Source organism: Rhodothermales bacterium (assembly GCA_017643395.1).
In the GTDB taxonomy this organism is placed as follows: Bacteria; Bacteroidota; Rhodothermia; order Rhodothermales; family UBA10348; genus JABDJZ01.
Genome location: JAEPNP010000001.1, coordinates 101735 through 121791 on the forward strand (window position 1 = coordinate 101735; position 20057 = coordinate 121791).

Here is a 20057-nt window from a genome sequence, read left to right on the forward strand (position 1 = left end):
AAACGCGCAAAAAGGTTGCATAACGGCCCGAATGGAACCTCTGAGGCCAGAAAACGCGCAAAAAGGTTGCATATCGCCCCAAATGGAACCTCTGAGGCCAAGAAACGCGCAAAAAGGTTGCATATCGCCCCAAAATGGAACCTCTGAGGCCCCAAGCCGGGCACTGCGCAAGAGGCCCTACCGTCGCACCAGAATCGCCGCCCGACGAGCCGGAAGGCTAACGTCCAGAGATCCGCGGGTCCCCGAGACGGAATACCCATCCAGCACGTCCTCCCAGTCCCCACTCGTTGCCTGAAATCCGACGTTCGCGTCTTCCCGGGACGCGTTGAACACCGCGATGACCTCATCGCCCGTCTCGTTGAACCGCCGGAATGCCAGCACGCGAGCCTCGTCATCGATGACCAGGTACTCCAGCCCTCCGTGGGACAGCACCGGGTTCGACCGGCGGATCTCAACGAACTGCTGGTACCGCTCGAAGCGGGCCTGATCGAACTGGACCGTGTTCTTCGGCCTGTCGAGTCCGAGCGGATGCGCCGTCTCGTCGTCATACTCCAGGTCCGGCCAGACCAACGGCTTTCGGCTGGAGGGATCGTCCGCACCCCACATGCCCATCTCATCGCCGGCCCAGATCTGGGGCGCCCCGATGTAGGTGAACTGATGGGCCATCAGCAGGTCCAGCGTCTCCCAGGTCTCGGCGTCTGGTTGGTCGATGCGGTAGGAAGGATCTCCCACCGCGTTCACGTTGACCTTGTACTGCTTCGGATTGTAGAGCGAGGTGGATACCCGGGGTGCGTCATGACTCGCGGACATGTTCATCATGGCATACTGATGCCGGTCGGGATACCCCTCGTTGTAGCTGCGCAGGCTGTCCACGAACTCCGACACGGGCATGCGGTCCGGAGCCTCGGCGAAGAAGCGCCTTGCGGAACGGTACCAACGGTAGTTCATCACGGCATCGAACACATCGCCCTGAAGGAACGGCGCAGGATCCAGCAGGTCGTCCGGCCACTTTTCCCACCAAACCTCGCCCAACAGGTAGGCCTCAGGGTTCACCCCACGCACGACCTCCCGGTACTCGCGCCAGAACTCGAGGCCGATTTCCGCGGCCACGTCCAGTCGGAATCCGTCCACGCCGTCCGACGGATCACCGTCGCCGTTCGGATCCAGCCAGCGGCGGGACACGGCAAAGATGTGGTCCTTGACCGCCTGCGCGTGGATATCGGCCTCGTAGGCCTCAATGCGAATGCTGGGGTCATGGTAGATGGTCTCCCGGATCTCCGGCAATGAGACCACGCCGAACCAGCCCTTGTAGGCGAACTCGTCCTCCGGAGTGGTCGGGTCGTCGTACGCATCGATCCAGTACCAATCCGCGTATTCGGAGGCTGCGCCGTTCTCCCGAACATCCTTGAAGGCCCAGAACTGGTTTCCGGTATGATTCCAGCTGAAGTCCAGAATCACCCGGATGTCGCGCGCATGGAGTTCGTCCAGCAGGTCCAGAAACATGCGGTCCGCTCCCGTCCACTGCCAGGTGGCTGGATCCGTCGGATCTTCGGCGGCCATGATCGCGGCGTCTTCGTCAGGGGTCGGACCAAAATTCCGATCCATGTGTCGCCAGTTGCGCGCGTCGAACTTGTGGAGCGAGGCCGCATCGTTCAGCGGATTGAAGTACACCGCGTTGATTCCCAGCGCTTCGATGTGGTCCAGCTGATCCAGCACGCCCTGCAGGTCACCGCCGTACCGCCGAAGTTGGGCAAACTGGCCGAAGCTCTCCACGGTCGAGCCGTCCCAGGCCTCTCGACCACGCATCTCCTCAAACCAGGGATCCGGCCGATACCAATCCCAGGACCACGGTGTCACCGCCCAACTGTCGGGTATGAAGCCCGGGTACGAACCGACGATATCGGCTGCGGTGGGGTCATTGAAGGGATCTCCATTCCGGAAGCGTTCCACGAAGATCTGGTACCACACCGCCTCGTGGCTCCACGACGGGGTCTTGTCCAGTGCCGTCGGCGCGGTCTCGCCCGGACCGCCCGAGCAACCTGCGAGCAGGACGACCAGCAAGAGTACTCTTTTCATTGCGATACCTCGGCCATTATCTCAGTCTCCCACGCCTCGATGGCGCCCTTGAATCTCGTGATCAGTGCGGCATGCTCTGCCGCCACATCCTGCTCCGCCTCCGGATCGGCGACCATGTCGTACAGCTCCTCGCGGCCCAGGTCGCGCCACCACATGAAATGCCAGCGCTGATCGCGATAGTAGTACCCGCGAGTGCGCTGTCCCATGGGGTCGTCGTCCGACCGGGTCTGCGTGATGCGCCCGATCAGAGCCTGCCTGCTGTCAAACTCCCTGCCCTCGATCAGCGGCCGGAGTGACTGTCCCGGCAGCCCGTTCGGAATGTCCACGCCGGCATAATCCAGCAGGGTCGGCACAATGTCCGTCGTCGAGACGAGCTCGTCCTCGAACAGCTGTGGCTCGATCTGGCCGGCCCAGTGCACGATCACGGGCGTGCGGAACGTCAGGTCGTGCAAGCCGAGTTTGCCCTTCGTCCCGCCGTTCAGGAATAGGTCTCGCACCGGCGTGTAGTCCACAAACGGCGGCTGCTCCCAACCGTTGTCGTTGACGTACACGAAGATCGTATTCTCCAGCAGGCCCTTCGATTCTATGTAGTTGACCAGGTCCCCGACGCCCGCGTCCCACCAGGTGCAGTTGCCGTAGTAGAGTTTCGCGGACTCGGACAGGTCCGTGTTCTGGTAGTACTTGAGGTACTTGTAGGGCGGATTCAGGGGCGTATGGGGCAACGACGGCCCGTACCAGATGTAAAACGGCTGGTCTGCGTGCACGTCAATGAAATCGTACACCGGTTCCATCGTCTCTCGGGTGAGCTCCATGCCCTTGCCCCCCATGAACTCGTGAAACCAGCCCGGACCCTTCGGCGCATCCAGGTCCCAGCCGGTAGACATACCGTGCGAAAAGCCGCCGTTTTTGTAGGACTGTTCCCACCACTTGCCGCCCTGGAAGCTGGCATAGCCCTGCTCGTCCAGCAGTTGCGGCAGCGTGGTGAAGTAGTTCATGGCGATAAAACCGAAGTTGTTTTCCCAGATGCGTTGCTCGTCCGGGGTAGCCGCCAGGTAGTCCGGGTCCTGGGCCTTGGCAGCCTCCCGGAATTCGTCCACAAGATGCTCGTACTGGGCCGGGAAGAGACCGGTCATCAGCGTGGCGAGCGACGGCCGACAGTGGTTGTCGGTCACGTGTCCCAGCAGAAAGGTGGCACCATCGCGTGCCAGGAGATCCATGTTCGGCGTGTGCACGTGATCGGATCCCGTGAATCCGAAGTACGGGTATCCATGGTCATCGCCGAGCAGCAGGACGATGTTCGGAGGCCTTGCCTCCTGGGCCGTTGCCGGCAGGGCCAGCGCGAGGATCAGAATCAGGAGCGCCACTCGTAGCATGGAATCAGTCCGAGTCAGAGATGAGTCGAAGAATAACGCGGACCGGTTGCTCAGGTCGAACGGTGGCACGCAGCGTGTGTCCGAATACCGTTTGTTCGCTGCGAAGGGCTGCTCCGGGCGGCATGCGAACCTCCGCACCGCGGCCCGTGACCTGGTTCATGACCTGCAGTCCGTCTGGAATGTGCTGCACGGTCAGGATGGAGGCTCCCCGGTCCATGATCTCGACATAGCCTGGCGAGAGCCCCACCTCGATTTCCAGCTCAGCCTGCAATCCCGCCAGGGAGTAGCCGACTCGAACGCGGTTCTCGTCCACGCTGACGGTCTTCTGAAGGGCTCCGGTTCCCACGGGCTCCACGAACGTCACGCCGTCCGGCGTCAGCCCTTCGACCCTGAACGTGGCATTCTGCAAACTGTCAATCCGTGAGCCCGCCAGGAGCCGGTCGGCAAAGGCGGGGGTGCGGGCTTTGAACGTCGTCCCGAGAACCTCCGCGGCATGGGGGTTGTCGGCAGCCCATCGATAGACGTCTTCCCCGCCCTGCCATTCGCGCTGGTACGTGTGGTTGAACTGGTACCGCTCGAAGTAGTCGCCGAAATTTTCGTTGCCGACCACCGAATCTCCCGTGCGCAGGTCAAACCAGTATTGCAGCCTTCCACCCAGCGGTGTCCATACCAGCATCTGCTCGGGGCGCACGATCACGACCTCCTGCACACCGTCACCCGTCAGGTCCTGCTGATAGGCCTGGTACGTTGGCCCCGATGCGTGGCGACTGGCCAGCAGACTGATTCGGGCCTCCCTCGCGAAGTGAAAGTCCGCCCAGCCTTCGTCCCACGTCCAGCTGGCACCGTATTCGTACTCATGCGCGAGATACGTGCGCATTGCGCGATCGAACAATCTGCGAGCGGGCGAGTCGCCAGGCGGCAGCGCAGCGTCAGCCGCCGCAAGTTCCGCTCTGACCGGCTCCACCAACGAGCGGAAGTACGCAGTCGCCGAATCGCGGGCGGCATAGTCATACCAGTCCTCAAAGCCCAGGCTCGCTGAGAACTCGTTCATCCAATTCGCGGCGCCGGGCCCGATATCCATCGGTTCCTCTGCGATATCGTGTCCCGACAAGAAGGCTTCGGTTGTGGTAATCCGAATCCAGTCCTGGTCCGCGAGTGTGCGCAGTACGGTTCGCAACCTCCCTAGGGTCTCTTCCGGGTTTCCGCCCGCCTCAAACTGCCAGAGGCCCGAGGCTTCGGCATCCTCGAAGTATGCGACCAGATACCGGTCCGCGGTATCCTCCTGGTACAGGGCCCGGAGATAGCTCAACAGGGAATCGGTGGAGCCTGAATTGACGGCCTGGTTGAACAGGTGTTTGAAGGCCGTGTCGTCGTGAATGACCAGAATGCTGGCCGAATCACCCCGAGCCGGGCGCACCACATGCAGACTGTCCGTGTAGCCGCTGGTCTGCAGGATGTGTGTCTCGACAGGCACATAGTCATACCCATGTCCGGACAGGTAGTCCGGGAGGTCCCGCGTCCACACCCGTTCCGGATTCCAGAAGCCCTGGGGCGTGACACGAAAATGATGGTCCAGAAGTCGCCGGTGCGTGAGAATCTGGGCATCATTGGTGACGCGGCTCCCGGTCGCCGCCAGGATGTTCTGCGAATAGGTGCTGCCCCAGATTTCGACCAGATCGAAATAGCCTCCCTGGCGGAGATAGTCCACGACACCACGATCAAACCAGATCAGGGCGTTGAGCAACGTCCCCGACACCTGGGCCTGAAACGGGACTTCTTCGTTGAGCAGCGTCTTGAGGAGCGGCTCGTACTGTACCGCCGCGGCCATGGGTGCCTTGGGCACCAGGTCCTGGTTGAAATGGAACAGCAGGGACACATCCAGCTGCCGTTCCGGCGGAGCCGGGGTACAGGCAGTGCCACAGAAAGCGAGCAGGATGAGTCCGCGACGCAACATGGAAGGCATGGGAGTCCAGTATAGAGTATCCCCAATCGCAGACCCATCACGCTCCCCACCACATTTCGAATACTGATACTATCTTGACCGGGTGAAGGCGCGCTTCGAATACGTCAGGCCAACCCGGGAGAATCGTTCGATCGTCTCCTACCTGCTCGAGTTGCCGGAATTCGAATTCAACTGGCACTACCACCCGGAATTCGAGCTCACGATGATCCTTTCGGGCCGCGGCTCCCGACTGGTTGGAGATCGGGCCGAATCGTATCGCCCCGGAGACCTGGCCCTTCTTGGCGCCGACCTCCCCCACTCCTGGCAGTCTGAGCGCAGCAGCGGCGTCTGCCGGGCTGTCGTTGTGCAGTTCGACGCCACCGCGCTGAGTGGACTCTGCGCCCTGGAAGAGATGGCGGATGTGGCTCGCCTTCTGGATGCGGCTTCCCGCGGACTGCACTTCCCGGACGGACAAACGCTTGAAGCGGACCTTCATCAGCTTGTCGATGCCTCCGGCCCCAGTCGTGTCTCCAGGCTCATCGATATCCTGGGCCGGCTCACCGAGCTCAAGACGCGCCCACTGGCCTCGCCCGGCCATCGACCTGCGCGAGACGACCGCCTCAAGGACCGGCTGGACACCGTATTCCGCTACGTCGCCGAATCGTACACGCACGATGTCACGCAGGCCAGGGCATCAGCTTTGGTGCACATGACGGAGGCCGCCTTCAGCCGGTACTTCCGCCGCATGACCGGGATGACATTCACCCAGTACGTGATCGACCTGCGCGTCAGCCACGCGTGCGCCCTCCTGCAAACTACCTCCGAACCCATCGCATCCATTGCGTACGATGCGGGCTTCGGCAGTCTGGCCAACTTCAATCGCAGGTTCAAGGAGCGTCTCCAGGTCACGCCCCGCGCGTACCGGGCGCGGTTTGCCACCCCGCGCTAGTTTTGTCGCAAACCCTCGCGCGCATGACAACCCGCCCCCGCCTTTCGTTCTGGCAGATCTGGAATCTGAGCTTCGGATTCCTCGGCATCCAGTTCGGATGGGCACTGCAGCTGGCAAACGTCAGCCGCATTTTTCAGACGCTCGGAGCGGACATCGGCGACATCGCAATTCTTTGGGTTGCCGCCCCCGTGACGGGTCTGTTGGTGCAGCCGATCGTGGGCCACTTCTCGGACCGCACCTGGACCCGGCTTGGCCGCCGGCGTCCCTATTTCCTTGCGGGCGCGGTGCTGGCCTCCCTCAGCCTGCTCGTGATGCCGGGCGTCTCTGCCCTGTGGATGGCGGCCGGCCTGCTCTGGATTCTGGACACAGGGGCGAACGTCTCCATGGAGCCCTTCCGCGCTTTTGTGGGCGATATGCTGCCGCCGGAGCAGCGCACGCTGGGCTTCGCCACCCAGAGCTTCTTCATCGGCATCGGCAGCGTGGTGGCTTCGGCCTTCCCATGGATGCTCAACGAATGGCTCGGAGTCGCCAACACGGCGCCGGAAGGCGTGGTGCCGCCCACGGTGCGCATCGCCTTCATGGTAGGCGCGGGCATTTTTCTGGCGGCCGTTTGCTGGACCGTCTTTACGACCAGGGAATACCCGCCGGAGCAGCTCGAAGCGTACAACCGGGCGGAACGCGGAGGCGAGGCCGAAATCTCCGCGCGCACCGTGCAGCCCATCGGCGGCCGCAGCTGGCCGGTCTGGCTGGGCGCCGGGGTGCTGCTCTCCGCGGCCGTCGAGCTGTTCGACATTGAGCCGGAAGTGCACCTGCTCGCCGTCTTTGTCGCCGTTTTCGGAGTGGCGATGGGCTCCGCAGCCATGCTCCAGCGCCGCGGTTCCGAAAACGGCTTCGTCGAGATCATTGGAGACATCGTCAATCTGCCCGACACGCTCAAGGATCTTGCCTGGGTGCAGGGCTTCTCCTGGTTCGGCCTGTTCTCGATGTTCTTGTACACCACCGCTGCGGTGACCGAGCATGTCTACGGCACCAGCGACACGACCTCCGCCCTCTACAACGAAGGTGCCAACTGGGTCGGCATCATGTTCGGGGCCTACAACGCGGTGGCCGCGGCGGTTGCCTTTGGCCTACCCGTCCTGGCCGGAAAGGTCGGCATGCGCTGGACGCACGCGGTGGCTCTCATCCTGGGCGGAATCGGGCTGGCAGGGATCTACATCGTGCCTACGCCCGGCCTGTTGCTTGTCCCCATGATCGGGGTCGGGATTGCGTGGGCGTCCATTCTGGCGATGCCGTACGCGATGCTCTCTGGCGGCATACCCGGCGGCAAGCTGGGCGTGTACATGGGGATCTTCAACTTCTTTATCGTGATCCCGCAGATCATCGCGGCCACGCTGTACGGCACCCTGCTGTCCAGACTGTTTGACGGCCAGGCCGTCCTGGTACTCATCTGCGGCGGTTTGTCACTGCTGGTGGCGGCCGCGCTGACGCTGCGCGTGAGGCTGCCCGAGGGCGAACGCTAGGCCCGCAAGACCGCTGCGAAGAACCGGAGCGTGTCCGGAAGACGGGCCCGCCAGTAGTTCCAGTCATGCCCGCCAGGGTATTCGGCCCAACCATGCGGTACATCAGCCAACGCTGCATGCATGTGCCGATTGGCTGCAATCAGTCCGTCTTCCGTGCCGCAGTCGAATCGGAACGGCGGCATTTCGGTCGCAGCCAGGATGTCATCCAGCAGGAAGCCGCCTTCCCACTGCTCCTGCACGCCTCCCATCAGCCCCTCCAGGGACGGCACGGAGGAATGGCCCACGGCTGCCGAAAAAACACCCGGATGACGGGCCGCAAGGGACAACGACCCGAGACCCCCCATCGACAATCCGGCGATGCAGAGCGGGCCCCTTGCCGGGGTGAGTGCATGCACCGCGCGGGGGACCTCCTCCACAACCCATCGCCCGTGATCCCGGCCGTCCCGTTCCACGTATCCGCTTCCGGACCCCCACAGGCCGTCCGACGGCATGGCGAGCACCATCGGCGGGATGTCCCCTGCCTGAATCAGGCGCGCTGCGGTCAGATGCGCGTCGCCCAGCAAGGTCCAGTTCCAGTGACTGCCATAGATGCCGTGCAGCAGCAGCCCCACGGGCGAGTGTGTGTGCACGCCCGCCGGCACGAACAGGGTTACATCCCCCCGGCCGCGAAGATGTGTGGAGTTCACGGTCACGTGACGCACCCCGGGCATGCCGGGGATCTCAGGAGACGCGTGCACGAACGGAGGATTGGGTGTGCTCACGACAGGATCAGCACGCCCTTGGCAATGCGGCCGTTCAGCATATCATCAAACGCATCGCCAAGATCATCCAGTGCGTAGGTCCGGGAAATCATCTCGTCCAGCAGCAGGGATCCGTCGGTGTAGGCGTCTATGAGGAGCGGGAAGTCTCGTGCGGGATCGCACTTTCCGTAGAGCGGGTTCAGGTACAGCTTGTCCCATTCGAAGAGGTTCATGTCGATGGTCAGGTCCTCCTCGATCCCGCTGACCTGAATGGCCATGCCCGCGTTCCGCACCATGCGCAGCGGCGCGGCGCCCAGGCTGGGAATGCCCGTGGCCTCGAACGCGTAGTCAGCGCCCCGGCCGCCTGTCAACTCCGCCACCTGCGAGGCAGCTTCCACCAGGTCCCGGTCTTCCGGAGCGGGGCGTACCGCATGAGTCGCCCCAAACTGCCGAGCCATGTCCAGCCGGGAGTCCCGGATGTCGATGGCGATGATCGGGTGGGCGCCTGCCAGTCGAGCGCCCTGAATGACGTTCAGCCCCACGCCGCCACAGCCGATCACGACGACAGAAGCACCCTGCTCGACCTGCGCGGCGTTCAACACAGACCCTACTCCGGTCATGACGCCGCATCCCATGATGGCCGCGCACGGGAACGGCACCTGATCCGGAATAGTGACGACGGCACGTTCGTGGACCAGCGAATGGGTAGCCATGGTGCCCAGATTGAACGAGCGGCTGACGGTTTCCGTGCCTACCCGCGCGCTCCCCTCGTGGGCCGCCTTTTGATCCTCGCAGAGCGACTTGTTGCCCCGTTCGCACTGGAAGCAGGTCTCGCACGGAATGGCCCAGTTGAGCAATACGCGATCTCCCGACGCGACCCGCTCAACCCCAGGGCCGACCTCCAGCACGACTCCTGCGCCCTCGTGGCCCATGATCATGCTTCGCCCCCAGGTTCTCGAGTCCCAGTCCGTGTGGCAGACTCCGGAGGCCTTGATGGCCACAAGCACTTCGCCATCGGACGGAAGTGCCGTCTGGATCTGGTCGATGCGCCAGTTGCCCTGGCCGTCGGTAACCGCCGCCCGCCCCTGTATCACGATGTGTAGATCACAGGATTGAGCGGCGTGTCGATTACTTCACCCACATCGGCGCCGGGGCACCAGGTATCCCAGTCATTCTGCTGATTCTCGTTTTCCGGAGCCTTCAGTTTCATCTGCTCATCCATGTAGATGATGCACATCACGCGCCGAGCCTGATCGGTGCTGTTCGGTCCCGCGCGGTGATACAACCAGCCCGCGTGGAAGCTGACCTCGCCCAGTTCGAACGGCTCCACGACGTGCTCGAAGCCAGCCTGCTCAAGCAGTGTGTCGATAGCCGCTTCGCTCTCGTCGGAGATCCCTAGACCCCGGCCGGCGCTGAGTTCGTGCGACGCGGCGCTGAATTCCAACGGTCCCATCTCGAGGGGAGTCGCCTGCAACGGGATCCACGCGGTGACGGTCTTGTCCGAGGCGAGCGGCCAGTAGTACTGGTCTGCGTGCCAGGGGGTGTAGCCGCCCGCGGGCTCTTTGTACAGGGCCTGGTCGTGATAGAGTCGCACTCCGTCCACTTCCATGAGCTGCGCCGCAATGTGGGCCAGCCGCTTCGAGAAGACGAATTCCTTCACGACGTCGCTCTCCCGCCACAGGTTCATGACCTGCAGAAACGCCCTGGAGTAGGTGTCCCGCTCGTTCATGGGGAGATGCATCGTGTTCAGCTCGATCACTTTACGCGTGATTTCCCGGCCATAGTGGTCGAGCTCGTCAGCACTCAGGACGTCCTTCAGCTTGATGTACCGGTGCTCCCGGTAGAAAGCTACCTGATCGTGTGTCAGCGTGTAGCTGGTATCGTCTATCGTGGTCAATTCAGGGTGCACGGCGGATTGTCGGGTCTATACGATGGACAGTCTAGGGACTTCACCGTGTATCCGCGCTGCGTGCGCACGCCAAAACTGATACTCACTTGATCTAGCGTTCAGGCTCGACGCGCCACCACCACTGGTCCGGGAGTGGCTGGTTTCGGGGCCAAATCTCGTCCATCGTCGCCGCATCATAGAGTCGCCCGTTTTTCATGACATACCGGATGTCGGCCGTGTTGTGGATGTCGTCCAGCGGGTTCGAGTCCAGGACAATGAGATCCGCCAGTTTGCCTGCCTCCAGCGATCCGAGGTCGTTGTCGAGCCCGATCGCATCCGCCGAATGAATGGTCGCTGCCCGGAGGGCATCCATGGGCTGCATGCCTCCTGACGCCATCATCCACAATTCCCAATGCGTGCCCAGGCCCTGCACCTCTCCGTGTGAACCGAGGCCTACCTTGCCTCCGGCCTCCACGACCTTGGTCAGCTGCTCGGCGTGCAGAAAGTGCACATACTGGTCATCCCTGTACCAGGTAGCCGATTTCCACTTGTCGAGTTCGTCGTGCGGCGTGAAGCGCCGGAGCCGCTCATTCGCGTCGACATCTTCTCTGGTGATGTAGTAGTTGAACCCACTGGGCCCGCCGTAGGCCACCACAAGCGTCGGTGTGTAGAAGAGCCCACTTTCAGCCGTCAGGCGCACCACATCCTCATAGAAGGGACTGATCGGAAGCGCATGCTCCAGGCCGGCGTAGCCGTCCTGCATGAGGGTGAGGTTCATGGTGAAGTTCGAGCCGCCTTCCGTCGTGGGAGTCAGCCCCAACTCGTTCGCCGCCATGATGACCCACTGCCTGACCTTGCGGTCGCCGGCCAGGTACTGTTTGATGGTGAGCGTATTGAAGTGGTCCGCGTAGCGCTTCAACACATTGCGGGCTTCCTCCAGGCTGGAGATCGCATCGCTCGAAAAAATGCCCGGACCCGTGGAGTAAATGCGGGGCCCCAGAATGTCCCCCGTCTCCACGAGGTCGCTGTAGGTCACCACGTCCTCCGAGCTGGTTTGTGGATCCCTTTGCGTAGTGACGCCATAGGCGAGCTGAGCCAGGAACTGCGATACCTGTCTGCGGTGCACGCCCCAGGCCACCCACGTGTGGGCATGAATGTCCACAAGACCCGGTATGATGGTTTTTCCGGTCACCGGGATCTCCCGCGTTCCGTCCGGCACGGCGAGAGCAGGCCCGATACCGGCGATGCGGTTGTCTCGCACCCAGATGTCACCACGCTCCAGCACCTGATCGCCGTTCATGGTGATCACCCGTGCCCCGCGCAGCACCACATCGCCCGATGGACGATCCTTGGGCACGACGATTTCAATGTCGGTGCGCAGGGGGCTGTAGTCCGCCGGTGCGGTCAGCGTGGAGTCATCCTTGGCGGCCTCCTGAGCCGTCTCCACGTCCAGGCGGTCACTCAGGTCATAGCGGAAGAAGCTGCGCCCGATCGCATAGTGCACCGCGGACCCATCGTTCGCCCAGCCGACGAAGTCGCCGCCGATGTCGGTGATGCGCCAGGATGGAAAAGCACTCGAGGAGCGCACCGACACCGTGGGCACGTTGCCGCCGATCGGGGGCACCGTGATCGCGTACACGTTGCGAGCCACACGCACCAGGGCGCGCTTGCCGTCGGGAGACAGGACGACCTCATCCGGCGAAACCGGGCTACCGCCGGAACGACCGTTCGGTGTGCCGGAGACCTTGACGACGGTGCGCAATTCGGTGCCGTCGAAACGCATCGAAAGCAGGCCGTCCGAGCCGTCCCAGATGTAGAGCCGCTCGGGGTCCGGTCCGATGTGCGGGGCGTTGCGGCCTTCCTGGGTGGAGGCACCGCCGACCCATTTGATGCGATTCACTTCTCCCCCTTCTGCCGGAATCCAGACGTACTCGGATTCGGAGCTCGCATGATGGCTTCCGAAATCTTCCAGCATCCTGGTACGGTGCATGCGCGAACCCCGCATTCCCATGATGCGGGTGCCGTCGCGTGAGTAGGCGATCTTGTCGTAGAAGGCGGCCGGTGTCAGCGTTTCCGGCTGCGCAGTGCCGTCAGCACGCACCCGCCTGATGTGGCCCCCGCGCGCATCGTCCCACGTGACGTAGGCAATCCAGCGACCGTCCGGACTCCAGACCGGACCGTGTTCTACCAGTTCGTGGTCCGTGAGCCGGCGTGCGTCCCGTACCACAGCCATGGAATCCTGCGACAGCGGTGCCACCCACAGGCGGTCCAGTGCGGAGAACACCAATCGGCTGCCGTCCGGACTCGGCCGCGCGCCACGGATCTGGCTGACGGTCAGCGTGCTGTCGTTGACCGGATAGTCGTACAGGGCGAGCGGCCCCATCTCCAGTTCGACTTCGGCAGAAAACGGGATCTCGGTCAGAGCCCCGCCGGGAACGGATACGCGCCAGATCTTGCCCCCGAAACTGGTGATCAGCGCCGAGCCGTCCGGCAGAAACGCGGACCCCGGGTAGACGTCGCGATCGCGCGCTCCACCGCCCTGCGAGTCGTCGCGCTGCACATCCATGACCAACCACGACTCATTCCCGTTTTCGAGGTCAAGCAGCTTCAGCGCACTCCGCGCGTCATGGCGCGTGGCATAAACCACGTAACGGCCATCCGGGCTGGGCACGGGTCGAAAGGCCCCTTCATGTTCGTGCGAGCGCACCCGAATCTCGCCATTGGAGCGGTCCAGCTCCGCAATCTGGTAGGTGCCGACCCTACGACTGGAGCTCTGAGGCGGCACCGGGTGGGCATGCGCGTCCCGAAAGGCCGCACCGGCGGAGCCTGCATCATCCGGCACGTCGATGCCGCGTGGCAGCGTGCCGCGGATGTTCACCCAGACCACATCAGCGTCCGGCCCGAAGGCCGCCCCAATCAGGAAGCTGTCGGAAAGCTCGGCACCAGACCCCCCATCCCGGTGGTAGAGCCTCAGCCTGGTGCCGTCGTTGGCCACGATATACGTGCCGTCAGGCGTCCACTCGGGCGACATGAACGACTTCTTCTCTGCAGTGGTGCGCGCTCTGGGTTCACTGCCGTCTGCGTTCGCGACCCAGATGTTCTCAGACCCATTCCGATCGCTGATGAAGACAATGTGCTGACCGTCGGGCGAATACCTGGGCTGCATGTCGTACGCCATGCCGCTCGTGATGCGCGTGGCCTCGCCGCCGGTGACCGGCATGGTGTACAGGTCGCCCAGCAACTCAAACAGGATGGTTTCCCCGTCCGGCGAGACGTCCAGCGAGATCCAGGAGCCCTCGGTTGCCGTATAGGCCATCGTGCGCGTCGGGATCAGGGGGAGTGCCTTCTCCTGCTTGGCGAGGGCGGCTGAGGAGTCGTTTTCCGCAACGGTTTGCGCTACGACAGGTCCGCAGGCCAGGGCAAGGAACAGGGCGGAGGCGATCTGCTTCACGGGTACTCGCATTGGTGGGAAGGCAGAATACACGATTCCCGCTTTGAATTAACTTCGGCGCCCGACCCTGCCGGTCACCGGTCGGTGCGCTTCCGGGCCTCCCCCACCTACTCCCTCCCGTTCTGACGACCTCTCTTGTGGATACCGTGCGCGACCGGCTCGCCGACAAGCGGGTACAGGCCGTGCTCAAATGGGGTGGGCGCGCGGTTACGGTCGCAATCCTCGCCTACCTGATCTATCGGCTCGGGCAGCTGGGCTGGCGAGACCTATGGTCGGCCCTGCCGAGGAATCCGCTGTTCTACCTGCTGTTTGTGGCCATTTACATGGCACAACCCCTGGCGGAGCTCTGGATCTACAGACAGATCTGGCCCCTGCCAGCCATGGCCGGCATGCGCGCGCTCATCAAGAAGCGTGTGTTCAACGAAGAGATGGCCGGCTACTCAGGCGAGGTGTATTTCTTCTGGTGGCTCCGGGACAGCCTGTCCACGTCGTGGTCTGAAGCGTTCCGGGCCGTTCGTGACATCAACATCCTGTCGTCGGTGGCGGCGCTCACCACGGCCTTCGGATTGCTTGGTGTGCTGACGGCTACGGGCGTGCTGGAACTGGAGCGTCTGTTCACCAACGTGGGGCGCGCGCAGGTCATCGTGGCCGGCGTGGTGCTGGTCGTCGTCGTGGCCATTCTGGCACGGTTCCGGAAGTACATCTTTGCCCTCCCCGGCGGCCTGTCGTCCCGGATTCTTGGCATTCACTACCTGCGGTTGCTGGTTGTGAACACACTGGTGCTCCTGCAGTGGATGGTCGGTGTGCCGGAGATCGGAGTGATGACGTGGCTCACCTACCTGTGCCTGCTCATCATCCTGAATCGCATCCCCTTCCTGCCCAGCAAGGATCTGTTCTTCCTGACCCTGGGGATCGAGCTGTCATCGACGCTGGGACACGCTACAACGGCCATCGCCGGCATGCTGCTGGCCGCGAGCATGCTGGTTCGCATCACCAATGTGGTGCTGTTTATCGTCTCGCACTACGGAGATCAGCGGTGGAAAGCCGAAGCGGCTGCCCGGGAGTCGGCTGACGAGGCAGAGCAGGATGCCGCTCCAGAAGTCCCGGCCAAAACCGCATGAACGTTCTCGTCTGGGCCACCACGTTCGGGGCGGATCTGTGGAGCATGACCCGATATCTGGACGGGCTGCCGGACGTCAAGCGCTTGCGAGTCGTGATGGACGACCCGGCGCTGTATCTGGCCCAGGGTGTAGCCGATCTATTCCCGCTGAAGGCTGAAATCGTCGCCCGCAAGTGGCATCATGGGCGTCCCTCCCGCCACTGGGACGTGACGCTGATGGACAACGGCGTTCCGCCATTTCGAACGTCTCGCAAGGCACTGATCCTGTGGCACGGGTTCGGATGGAAGGGTCCGAACGATGTGCGGGAGCTCTGGCTGCTGCACGCTCGACTGACCTGGACCTGGGGGAGCATTCGACGCGCCAACAGGCACCTCAAATGGCAGGCGTTCGGTCCCTGGGACCGCAAACATCGCACGGAAATCAGTGGTGTGCACCCGGACAACTGTCTGACCCTCGGTGCGGCGAGCCACGATGATCTGCGCACTCCGATGGACCGCGTGCTGGCGCAGCCCTACTACCCCTTTGACATTGTCAACCGCAAGACGGTGCTGATTGCACCGACCTGGCACTATGGCGAAGTGTTTGCCCATTGGGGCCGGGACGCCGAGCTGTTTGACCGCTTGCTGGGGCAGATCCACGACCATGGCGCGAACGCCATCGTCCGCCTGCATGACTCGTTCCGGTTTGACCAGGCCTACCTGGACTTTCTGGACGGGTTGACGCGGCGGTATCCGAACGTCTGCCTCAAGTTCAAGAACCAGGCACCCGACAACTACCTGGACCTTCAGGTGAGCGATGCGCTGATCACGAACTACAGCAGCATCGCCAACCTGTACTACGCGACCGGCCGCCCAACCCTGCACGTCTATCCGGTGCGCAGCGCGGACGAGGCCTTCATCTGGAGGCAGCTCACAGTCGCAGGCGTTCGCAAACGACGCGTTGAAAAAGCTTCGTACATCTGGAAGCTGCCTCCGGAAGAACACGGCGGTCTGCTGGCGCGGGACTTTGACCAGTTGCAGGCGCAGCTGGAGCTCGCCTTCGCCGATCCGGACTGCTGCCGCGAGGTGAGCAAGGAGTTCCTGAACAGGCACATGCTGGGCGCCGATGGCGAGAATCGGGACCGGATTTGGGCTGCGATGCGGGATCTTGCGGGGTGAAAGGCTCACACAGTCCTCAAATCCCTCATTCTGAGGTTTTCCCTCGTAAGGTTACCTTAGGGTAACATTGTGTTGACGCAAACGCGGGCCACCCACTCGATGACTCCCCTCCCTCTTGCGAGCCCCCATTCCGGCAAACTGCTGGTCCTGACGCCTGGCCTTGGCGCCGTTTCGACCACGTTCATGGCCGGGGTCGAGGCCATCCGACAGGGCATAGCGCAGCCCGTGGGATCGCTCTCCCAGATGCAGACCATCCGCATCGGGGCCCGCTCGGAAGGCCGAAACCCGCTGATTCGGGACCTCGTGGACCTGGCCCCGCTGGAGGACCTGGAATTTGGTGCCTGGGACGTTTTCAGCGACACGGCACTGGAGGCGGCGAAACGGGCAGACGTGCTTCGTCCGGACCACCTGGATCCGGTAGGTGACTTCCTGAGCGGCATCAAGCCCATGGCCGCGGCCTTCGACCGCAAGTACGTCAAGCGCCTGGACGGCCCGAACGTGAAGCAGGGGGCCAACAAGTATGAGCTGGCCGAACAGCTGCGGCAGGACATCCGGGATCGCCTGAATGAGACCGGAGCCGAGCGCGCCGTCATGGTCTGGTGCGGTTCCACCGAAGTCTATCTGCGGCCGGCTGCGTGTCATCAGACCCCGGAGTCGTTTGTGCAGGGTCTGAAAGACAACGACCCGGCCATCGCTCCCTCGCAGCTCTATGCCTACGCCGCCATCATGGAGGGCGTGCCCTACGCGAACGGAGCGCCGAATCTCTCAGCGGACGTGCCAGCGCTCGAGATGCTGGCGGAAAAACACGGGGTGCCCATCGCCGGCAAGGACTTCAAGACCGGGCAGACCCTGATGAAAACCATCCTGGCCCCGGGCATGAAGGCCCGCATGCTCGGCATAAACGGATGGTTCTCCACCAACATTCTCGGCAACCGCGATGGGGAGGTGCTGGATGACGAATCCAGCTTCAAGGCCAAGGAGGTGACCAAGTCGGCCGTGCTCGACACGCTGCTGCAGGCGGAGACCTACCCGAATCTGTACGGCGACCTGTACCACAAGGTCAGGATCAACTACTACCCGCCTCGCGGGGACGAAAAGGAGGGCTGGGACAACATCGACATCTTCGGGTGGATGGGGTACCGCATGCAGATCAAGGTGGATTTCCTCTGCCGCGACTCCATCCTGGCCGCACCCATTGTGCTTGACCTGGCGCTGTTCCTTGACCTGGCCGCCCGCTCGGGCCGCTCGGGCATCCAGGAGTGGTTGTCATTCTACTTCAAGAGCCCCCATGTCGGGGAGGGTCACGTGCCGGAGCACGACCTGTTCATCCAGCACTTCAGGCTCAAAAACACCTTGCGGGTCATGGCGGGCCACGAGCCGCTTACGCACCTGTCGGAGAACTTCGACCTGCACGCGGACCTGCACTGATGGCCACAACAGAACGTACCGGCCTCATTCTGGCCGCCGGCTTTGGCTCCAGACTGGCTGAGAACGGACACGCCGAGGTGCCGAAGCCCCTGATTCAACTCGGCGGTACTTCGCTGATTGTGCGCGCGCTGCAGGGACTGGAGGCCGCCGGATGCACACGCAGCGTCATTGTCCTGGGTCATCGGCACAGCCTGATACGGCGGGCGGTCGAGGACGAATATGCCGGGTCGATGCCCATTCAGTTCGTATTCAACGAACGGTACGATCTGTCGAACGGAGTGTCTGTGCTCAGCGCGGCGCCGCACCTTGGGAACGAGTTCGTGCTCGTGATGGCAGACCACGTGGTGTCGGAAGATGTGATGCTCGCTGCGGGCGCCCACGTTCCGCCGGAAGACGGTGCCACCCTCCTGGTCGACTACCGGATTGACCAGGTGTTTGACCTCGACGACGCCACCAAAGTCGTTGAGCGAGACGGGCGCATCGCGGCCATCGGCAAGCACCTGACGGAGTACAATTGCATTGACATCGGCGTGTTTGTGTGCACGCGCGCGCTGCTGGATGCCATCCAGGTGGTCTACGACAGAGAGGGCGACGCGTCACTCTCTCACGGGGTGCAGGCCCTTTCCGGCAGAGGGACCATGCACGTGCTGGATATCGGCGACGGATTCTGGCAGGACGTCGACACGCCGGACATGCTCGATCACGTGCAACAGCGACTCGGATTGCGCGCTGCGGGCTGAGTAGGGCAATGTCTGGTCTCCTCCGTCGTTCGAACGGTGGAACCGCCTCAACCCCTGCCCGTGAACGCCATGTGCGCCCTCTCCTGACCATAGCCGCCCTGCTGCTGGCAGCGGCACCGGTGGCAGCGCAATCCATTGGACCCGCTTCTCCGACGGCCTCCGTGCCTGCCGGGGCCAGCACGCCGTGTGTGCCCTTCTCAGGGTGCCTGGTGGTCGCCGACTTCGAACAGTTCGAGGCGGGCGGCCTGCCCATCGGCTGGCTGACCTATGAAAACAAGCGCGATGTGCGCCCGGTCACCGGAGAGCTGCAGACCGATGAGGAGCGCTTTGTCGTGGCCTCGGAGCGGGGTAACCGGTTCATCCGCGCCCTGGTCTATGGAAAGGCCCATCGCATCATTCTGCCGAACGATGGGGAGAAGCTGGACTGGGACGTCGACTCCCATCCGTTGTTGAGCTGGGACTGGCGTGCGCTGAAATTGCCCGTGGGAGCGCGCGAAAACATGTCCAGGCTGAACGACACCGGCGCGGCGATCTACGTGGTGTTCGACGAGGACTGGCTTGGCCGACCCCGCACCATCAAATACTCCTACAGCTCGTCGCTGCCCAAGGGCCAGACGGCGTCCTACGGCGCGTTGCGTGTGCTGGTGGTCAGTTCGCAGGTCGAAGAAGGCATAGAGCGCTGGATCCCGGTCCGGCGTGACGTGCAGCAGGACTATCGCGACCTCTTCGGCAAGGAGCCGCCGTCGCGCCCCTCGGCCATTTTCCTCTGGAGCGACTCGGACTCGGTTGACTCGGAGGCGGAAGTCGACTTCGACAACCTCCGCATCCACGCGAGCGGGTAGCCTCTATCCGCTGATGCAGGCGCAGTCCATCGTGGTCTGACAGTCCACCTCCACCGCGCCCTCGGAAATGTCCTGGATCCTCTGGTTGATCGCTCCCTCCAGGTCAGTGTCGATCCCGCTGGTCGCGCGTATGCGATTCAACTCGGCGGAGACGGCATCGCCCGGCAGCCCGTAGCACTGGGCGCTGATCATATCTCCGGTCAGCACCTGACGCATCTGGTCCAGGTGCGGGGTGAATCGGCCTTGCCAATCCCGACCTGTCAGCTCGCTCCACAGCGCCTCATGAGCGCCCGAACCGAGCATGCTATACCCGCCATAGTCCCACGTGCGGGTAAAAAACGCGGGCCATCCGGTGATCTGCCCCTGATATACCTGCGGATGGCCCCAGTGGTCGAACAAGAGGGCCACGAAGGCGTCGTCGAGTGAGTCGGGCGTGGCCTGGGCGATGCGGTCCCAGTCATCCCGCTCCATGCTCAGCGTGGCTTCCGTGCACTCGGCCACACAACTCGGACTCAGCCCCGGAAGTCCGAGATCGTTGCCCTGAAACCGGTAGCTGTATCCGGTGAAGGGATCCAGGGAATCGGCAGGAATCAAGTCCCCGGTCATCCGCAGAGCCCGTTCGAACAGGGCGTCGAAGTCGTCCGAGGTGCGAACGGCGGCTACCTGCTCCCGGAAGCCGTCGATCACGGCCACCGATTCCGCCGGCAACAGCGCCAGCCGGGCTGCTTCCTGCTCCGCGGTCACCGGATCGGGCTCGAACGATGGGGCCTTCTGCTCGGGGGCCGAACAGCCTGCCAGCACAAGGAACAGGATTAGCGCGCGCATCCTGA

At 63.2% G+C, this 20057-nt stretch carries 15 protein-coding genes; 7 read left to right on the plus strand and 8 right to left on the minus strand.

Features of this window, described 5'->3' with window-relative positions; genetic code table 11:
- Positions 1 to 177 precede the first annotated feature (177 nt).
- Genes JJ896_00365 through JJ896_00375 form a run of 3 tightly spaced genes read right to left on the minus strand, consistent with a single transcriptional unit; the run spans position 178 to position 5412 of the window.
- Positions 178 to 2076, minus strand: a complete 1899-nt coding sequence (locus JJ896_00365) for an alpha amylase C-terminal domain-containing protein (GenBank protein MBO6778079.1) — start codon at positions 2074 to 2076, stop codon at positions 178 to 180.
- Positions 2073 to 3449 (minus strand): sulfatase-like hydrolase/transferase, encoded by a 1377-nt coding sequence (locus JJ896_00370; protein ID MBO6778080.1) that lies wholly within the window; start codon positions 3447 to 3449, stop codon positions 2073 to 2075. The genes JJ896_00365 and JJ896_00370 overlap by 4 nt, the downstream gene beginning before the upstream one ends.
- A gap of 4 nt (positions 3450 to 3453) precedes the next feature.
- Positions 3454 to 5412 carry a hypothetical protein gene (locus tag JJ896_00375; protein ID MBO6778081.1) on the minus strand — a complete coding sequence of 653 codons (1959 nt, stop codon included), beginning with the start codon at positions 5410 to 5412 and terminating at the stop codon, positions 3454 to 3456.
- Between the two features lie 82 nt (positions 5413 to 5494).
- Here JJ896_00375 and JJ896_00380 point away from each other — a divergent pair, with 82 nt between their 5' ends.
- Positions 5495 to 6340 carry an AraC family transcriptional regulator gene (locus JJ896_00380; protein MBO6778082.1) on the plus strand — a complete coding sequence of 282 codons (846 nt, stop codon included), beginning with the start codon at positions 5495 to 5497 and terminating at the stop codon, positions 6338 to 6340.
- A 23-nt stretch (positions 6341 to 6363) separates the two neighbouring features.
- The gene (locus tag JJ896_00385; protein ID MBO6778083.1) at positions 6364 to 7860 is read left to right on the plus strand and encodes an MFS transporter; all 1497 of its coding nucleotides are present in this window, start codon (positions 6364 to 6366) and stop codon (positions 7858 to 7860) included.
- On the opposite strand, the gene JJ896_00390 is transcribed toward JJ896_00385, so the two are convergent.
- The 4 genes from JJ896_00390 to JJ896_00405 all read right to left on the minus strand — a co-directional run bounded on the left by JJ896_00390 (position 7857) and on the right by JJ896_00405 (position 13939).
- Positions 7857 to 8621, minus strand: coding sequence for a hypothetical protein (locus JJ896_00390; protein ID MBO6778084.1), 765 nt, complete (start codon positions 8619 to 8621; stop codon positions 7857 to 7859). The genes JJ896_00385 and JJ896_00390 overlap by 4 nt on opposite strands.
- Positions 8618 to 9694: an alcohol dehydrogenase catalytic domain-containing protein gene (locus JJ896_00395; protein MBO6778085.1), complete on the minus strand. Its 1077-nt coding sequence runs from the start codon at positions 9692 to 9694 to the stop codon at positions 8618 to 8620. The genes JJ896_00390 and JJ896_00395 overlap by 4 nt, the downstream gene beginning before the upstream one ends.
- The gene (locus JJ896_00400; protein ID MBO6778086.1) at positions 9691 to 10509 is read right to left on the minus strand and encodes a phytanoyl-CoA dioxygenase family protein; all 819 of its coding nucleotides are present in this window, start codon (positions 10507 to 10509) and stop codon (positions 9691 to 9693) included. Before JJ896_00400 ends, JJ896_00395 begins: the two co-directional genes overlap by 4 nt.
- A gap of 91 nt (positions 10510 to 10600) precedes the next feature.
- A complete protein-coding gene (locus JJ896_00405; GenBank protein MBO6778087.1) occupies positions 10601 to 13939 on the minus strand; it encodes a PD40 domain-containing protein in 3339 nt (1112 codons plus the stop codon).
- Between the two features lie 146 nt (positions 13940 to 14085).
- Here JJ896_00405 and JJ896_00410 point away from each other — a divergent pair, with 146 nt between their 5' ends.
- The 5 genes from JJ896_00410 to JJ896_00430 all read left to right on the plus strand — a co-directional run bounded on the left by JJ896_00410 (position 14086) and on the right by JJ896_00430 (position 19227).
- Positions 14086 to 15060: a hypothetical protein gene (locus JJ896_00410; GenBank protein MBO6778088.1), complete on the plus strand. Its 975-nt coding sequence runs from the start codon at positions 14086 to 14088 to the stop codon at positions 15058 to 15060.
- Positions 15057 to 16217, plus strand: a complete 1161-nt coding sequence (locus JJ896_00415) for a hypothetical protein (GenBank protein ID MBO6778089.1) — start codon at positions 15057 to 15059, stop codon at positions 16215 to 16217. The genes JJ896_00410 and JJ896_00415 overlap by 4 nt, the downstream gene beginning before the upstream one ends.
- A gap of 99 nt (positions 16218 to 16316) precedes the next feature.
- Positions 16317 to 17645: an inositol-3-phosphate synthase gene (locus JJ896_00420; protein ID MBO6778090.1), complete on the plus strand. Its 1329-nt coding sequence runs from the start codon at positions 16317 to 16319 to the stop codon at positions 17643 to 17645.
- On the plus strand, positions 17645 to 18385 hold the full coding sequence (locus JJ896_00425; protein ID MBO6778091.1) for an NTP transferase domain-containing protein: 741 nt from the start codon (positions 17645 to 17647) through the stop codon (positions 18383 to 18385). Before JJ896_00420 ends, JJ896_00425 begins: the two co-directional genes overlap by 1 nt.
- A 71-nt stretch (positions 18386 to 18456) precedes the next feature.
- Positions 18457 to 19227, plus strand: coding sequence for a DUF3047 domain-containing protein (locus JJ896_00430; GenBank protein ID MBO6778092.1), 771 nt, complete (start codon positions 18457 to 18459; stop codon positions 19225 to 19227).
- Between the two features lie 3 nt (positions 19228 to 19230).
- Here the strand turns inward: JJ896_00430 and JJ896_00435 are convergent, their stop codons facing one another.
- Positions 19231 to 20052: a hypothetical protein gene (locus JJ896_00435; protein MBO6778093.1), complete on the minus strand. Its 822-nt coding sequence runs from the start codon at positions 20050 to 20052 to the stop codon at positions 19231 to 19233.
- Positions 20053 to 20057 lie beyond the last annotated feature (5 nt).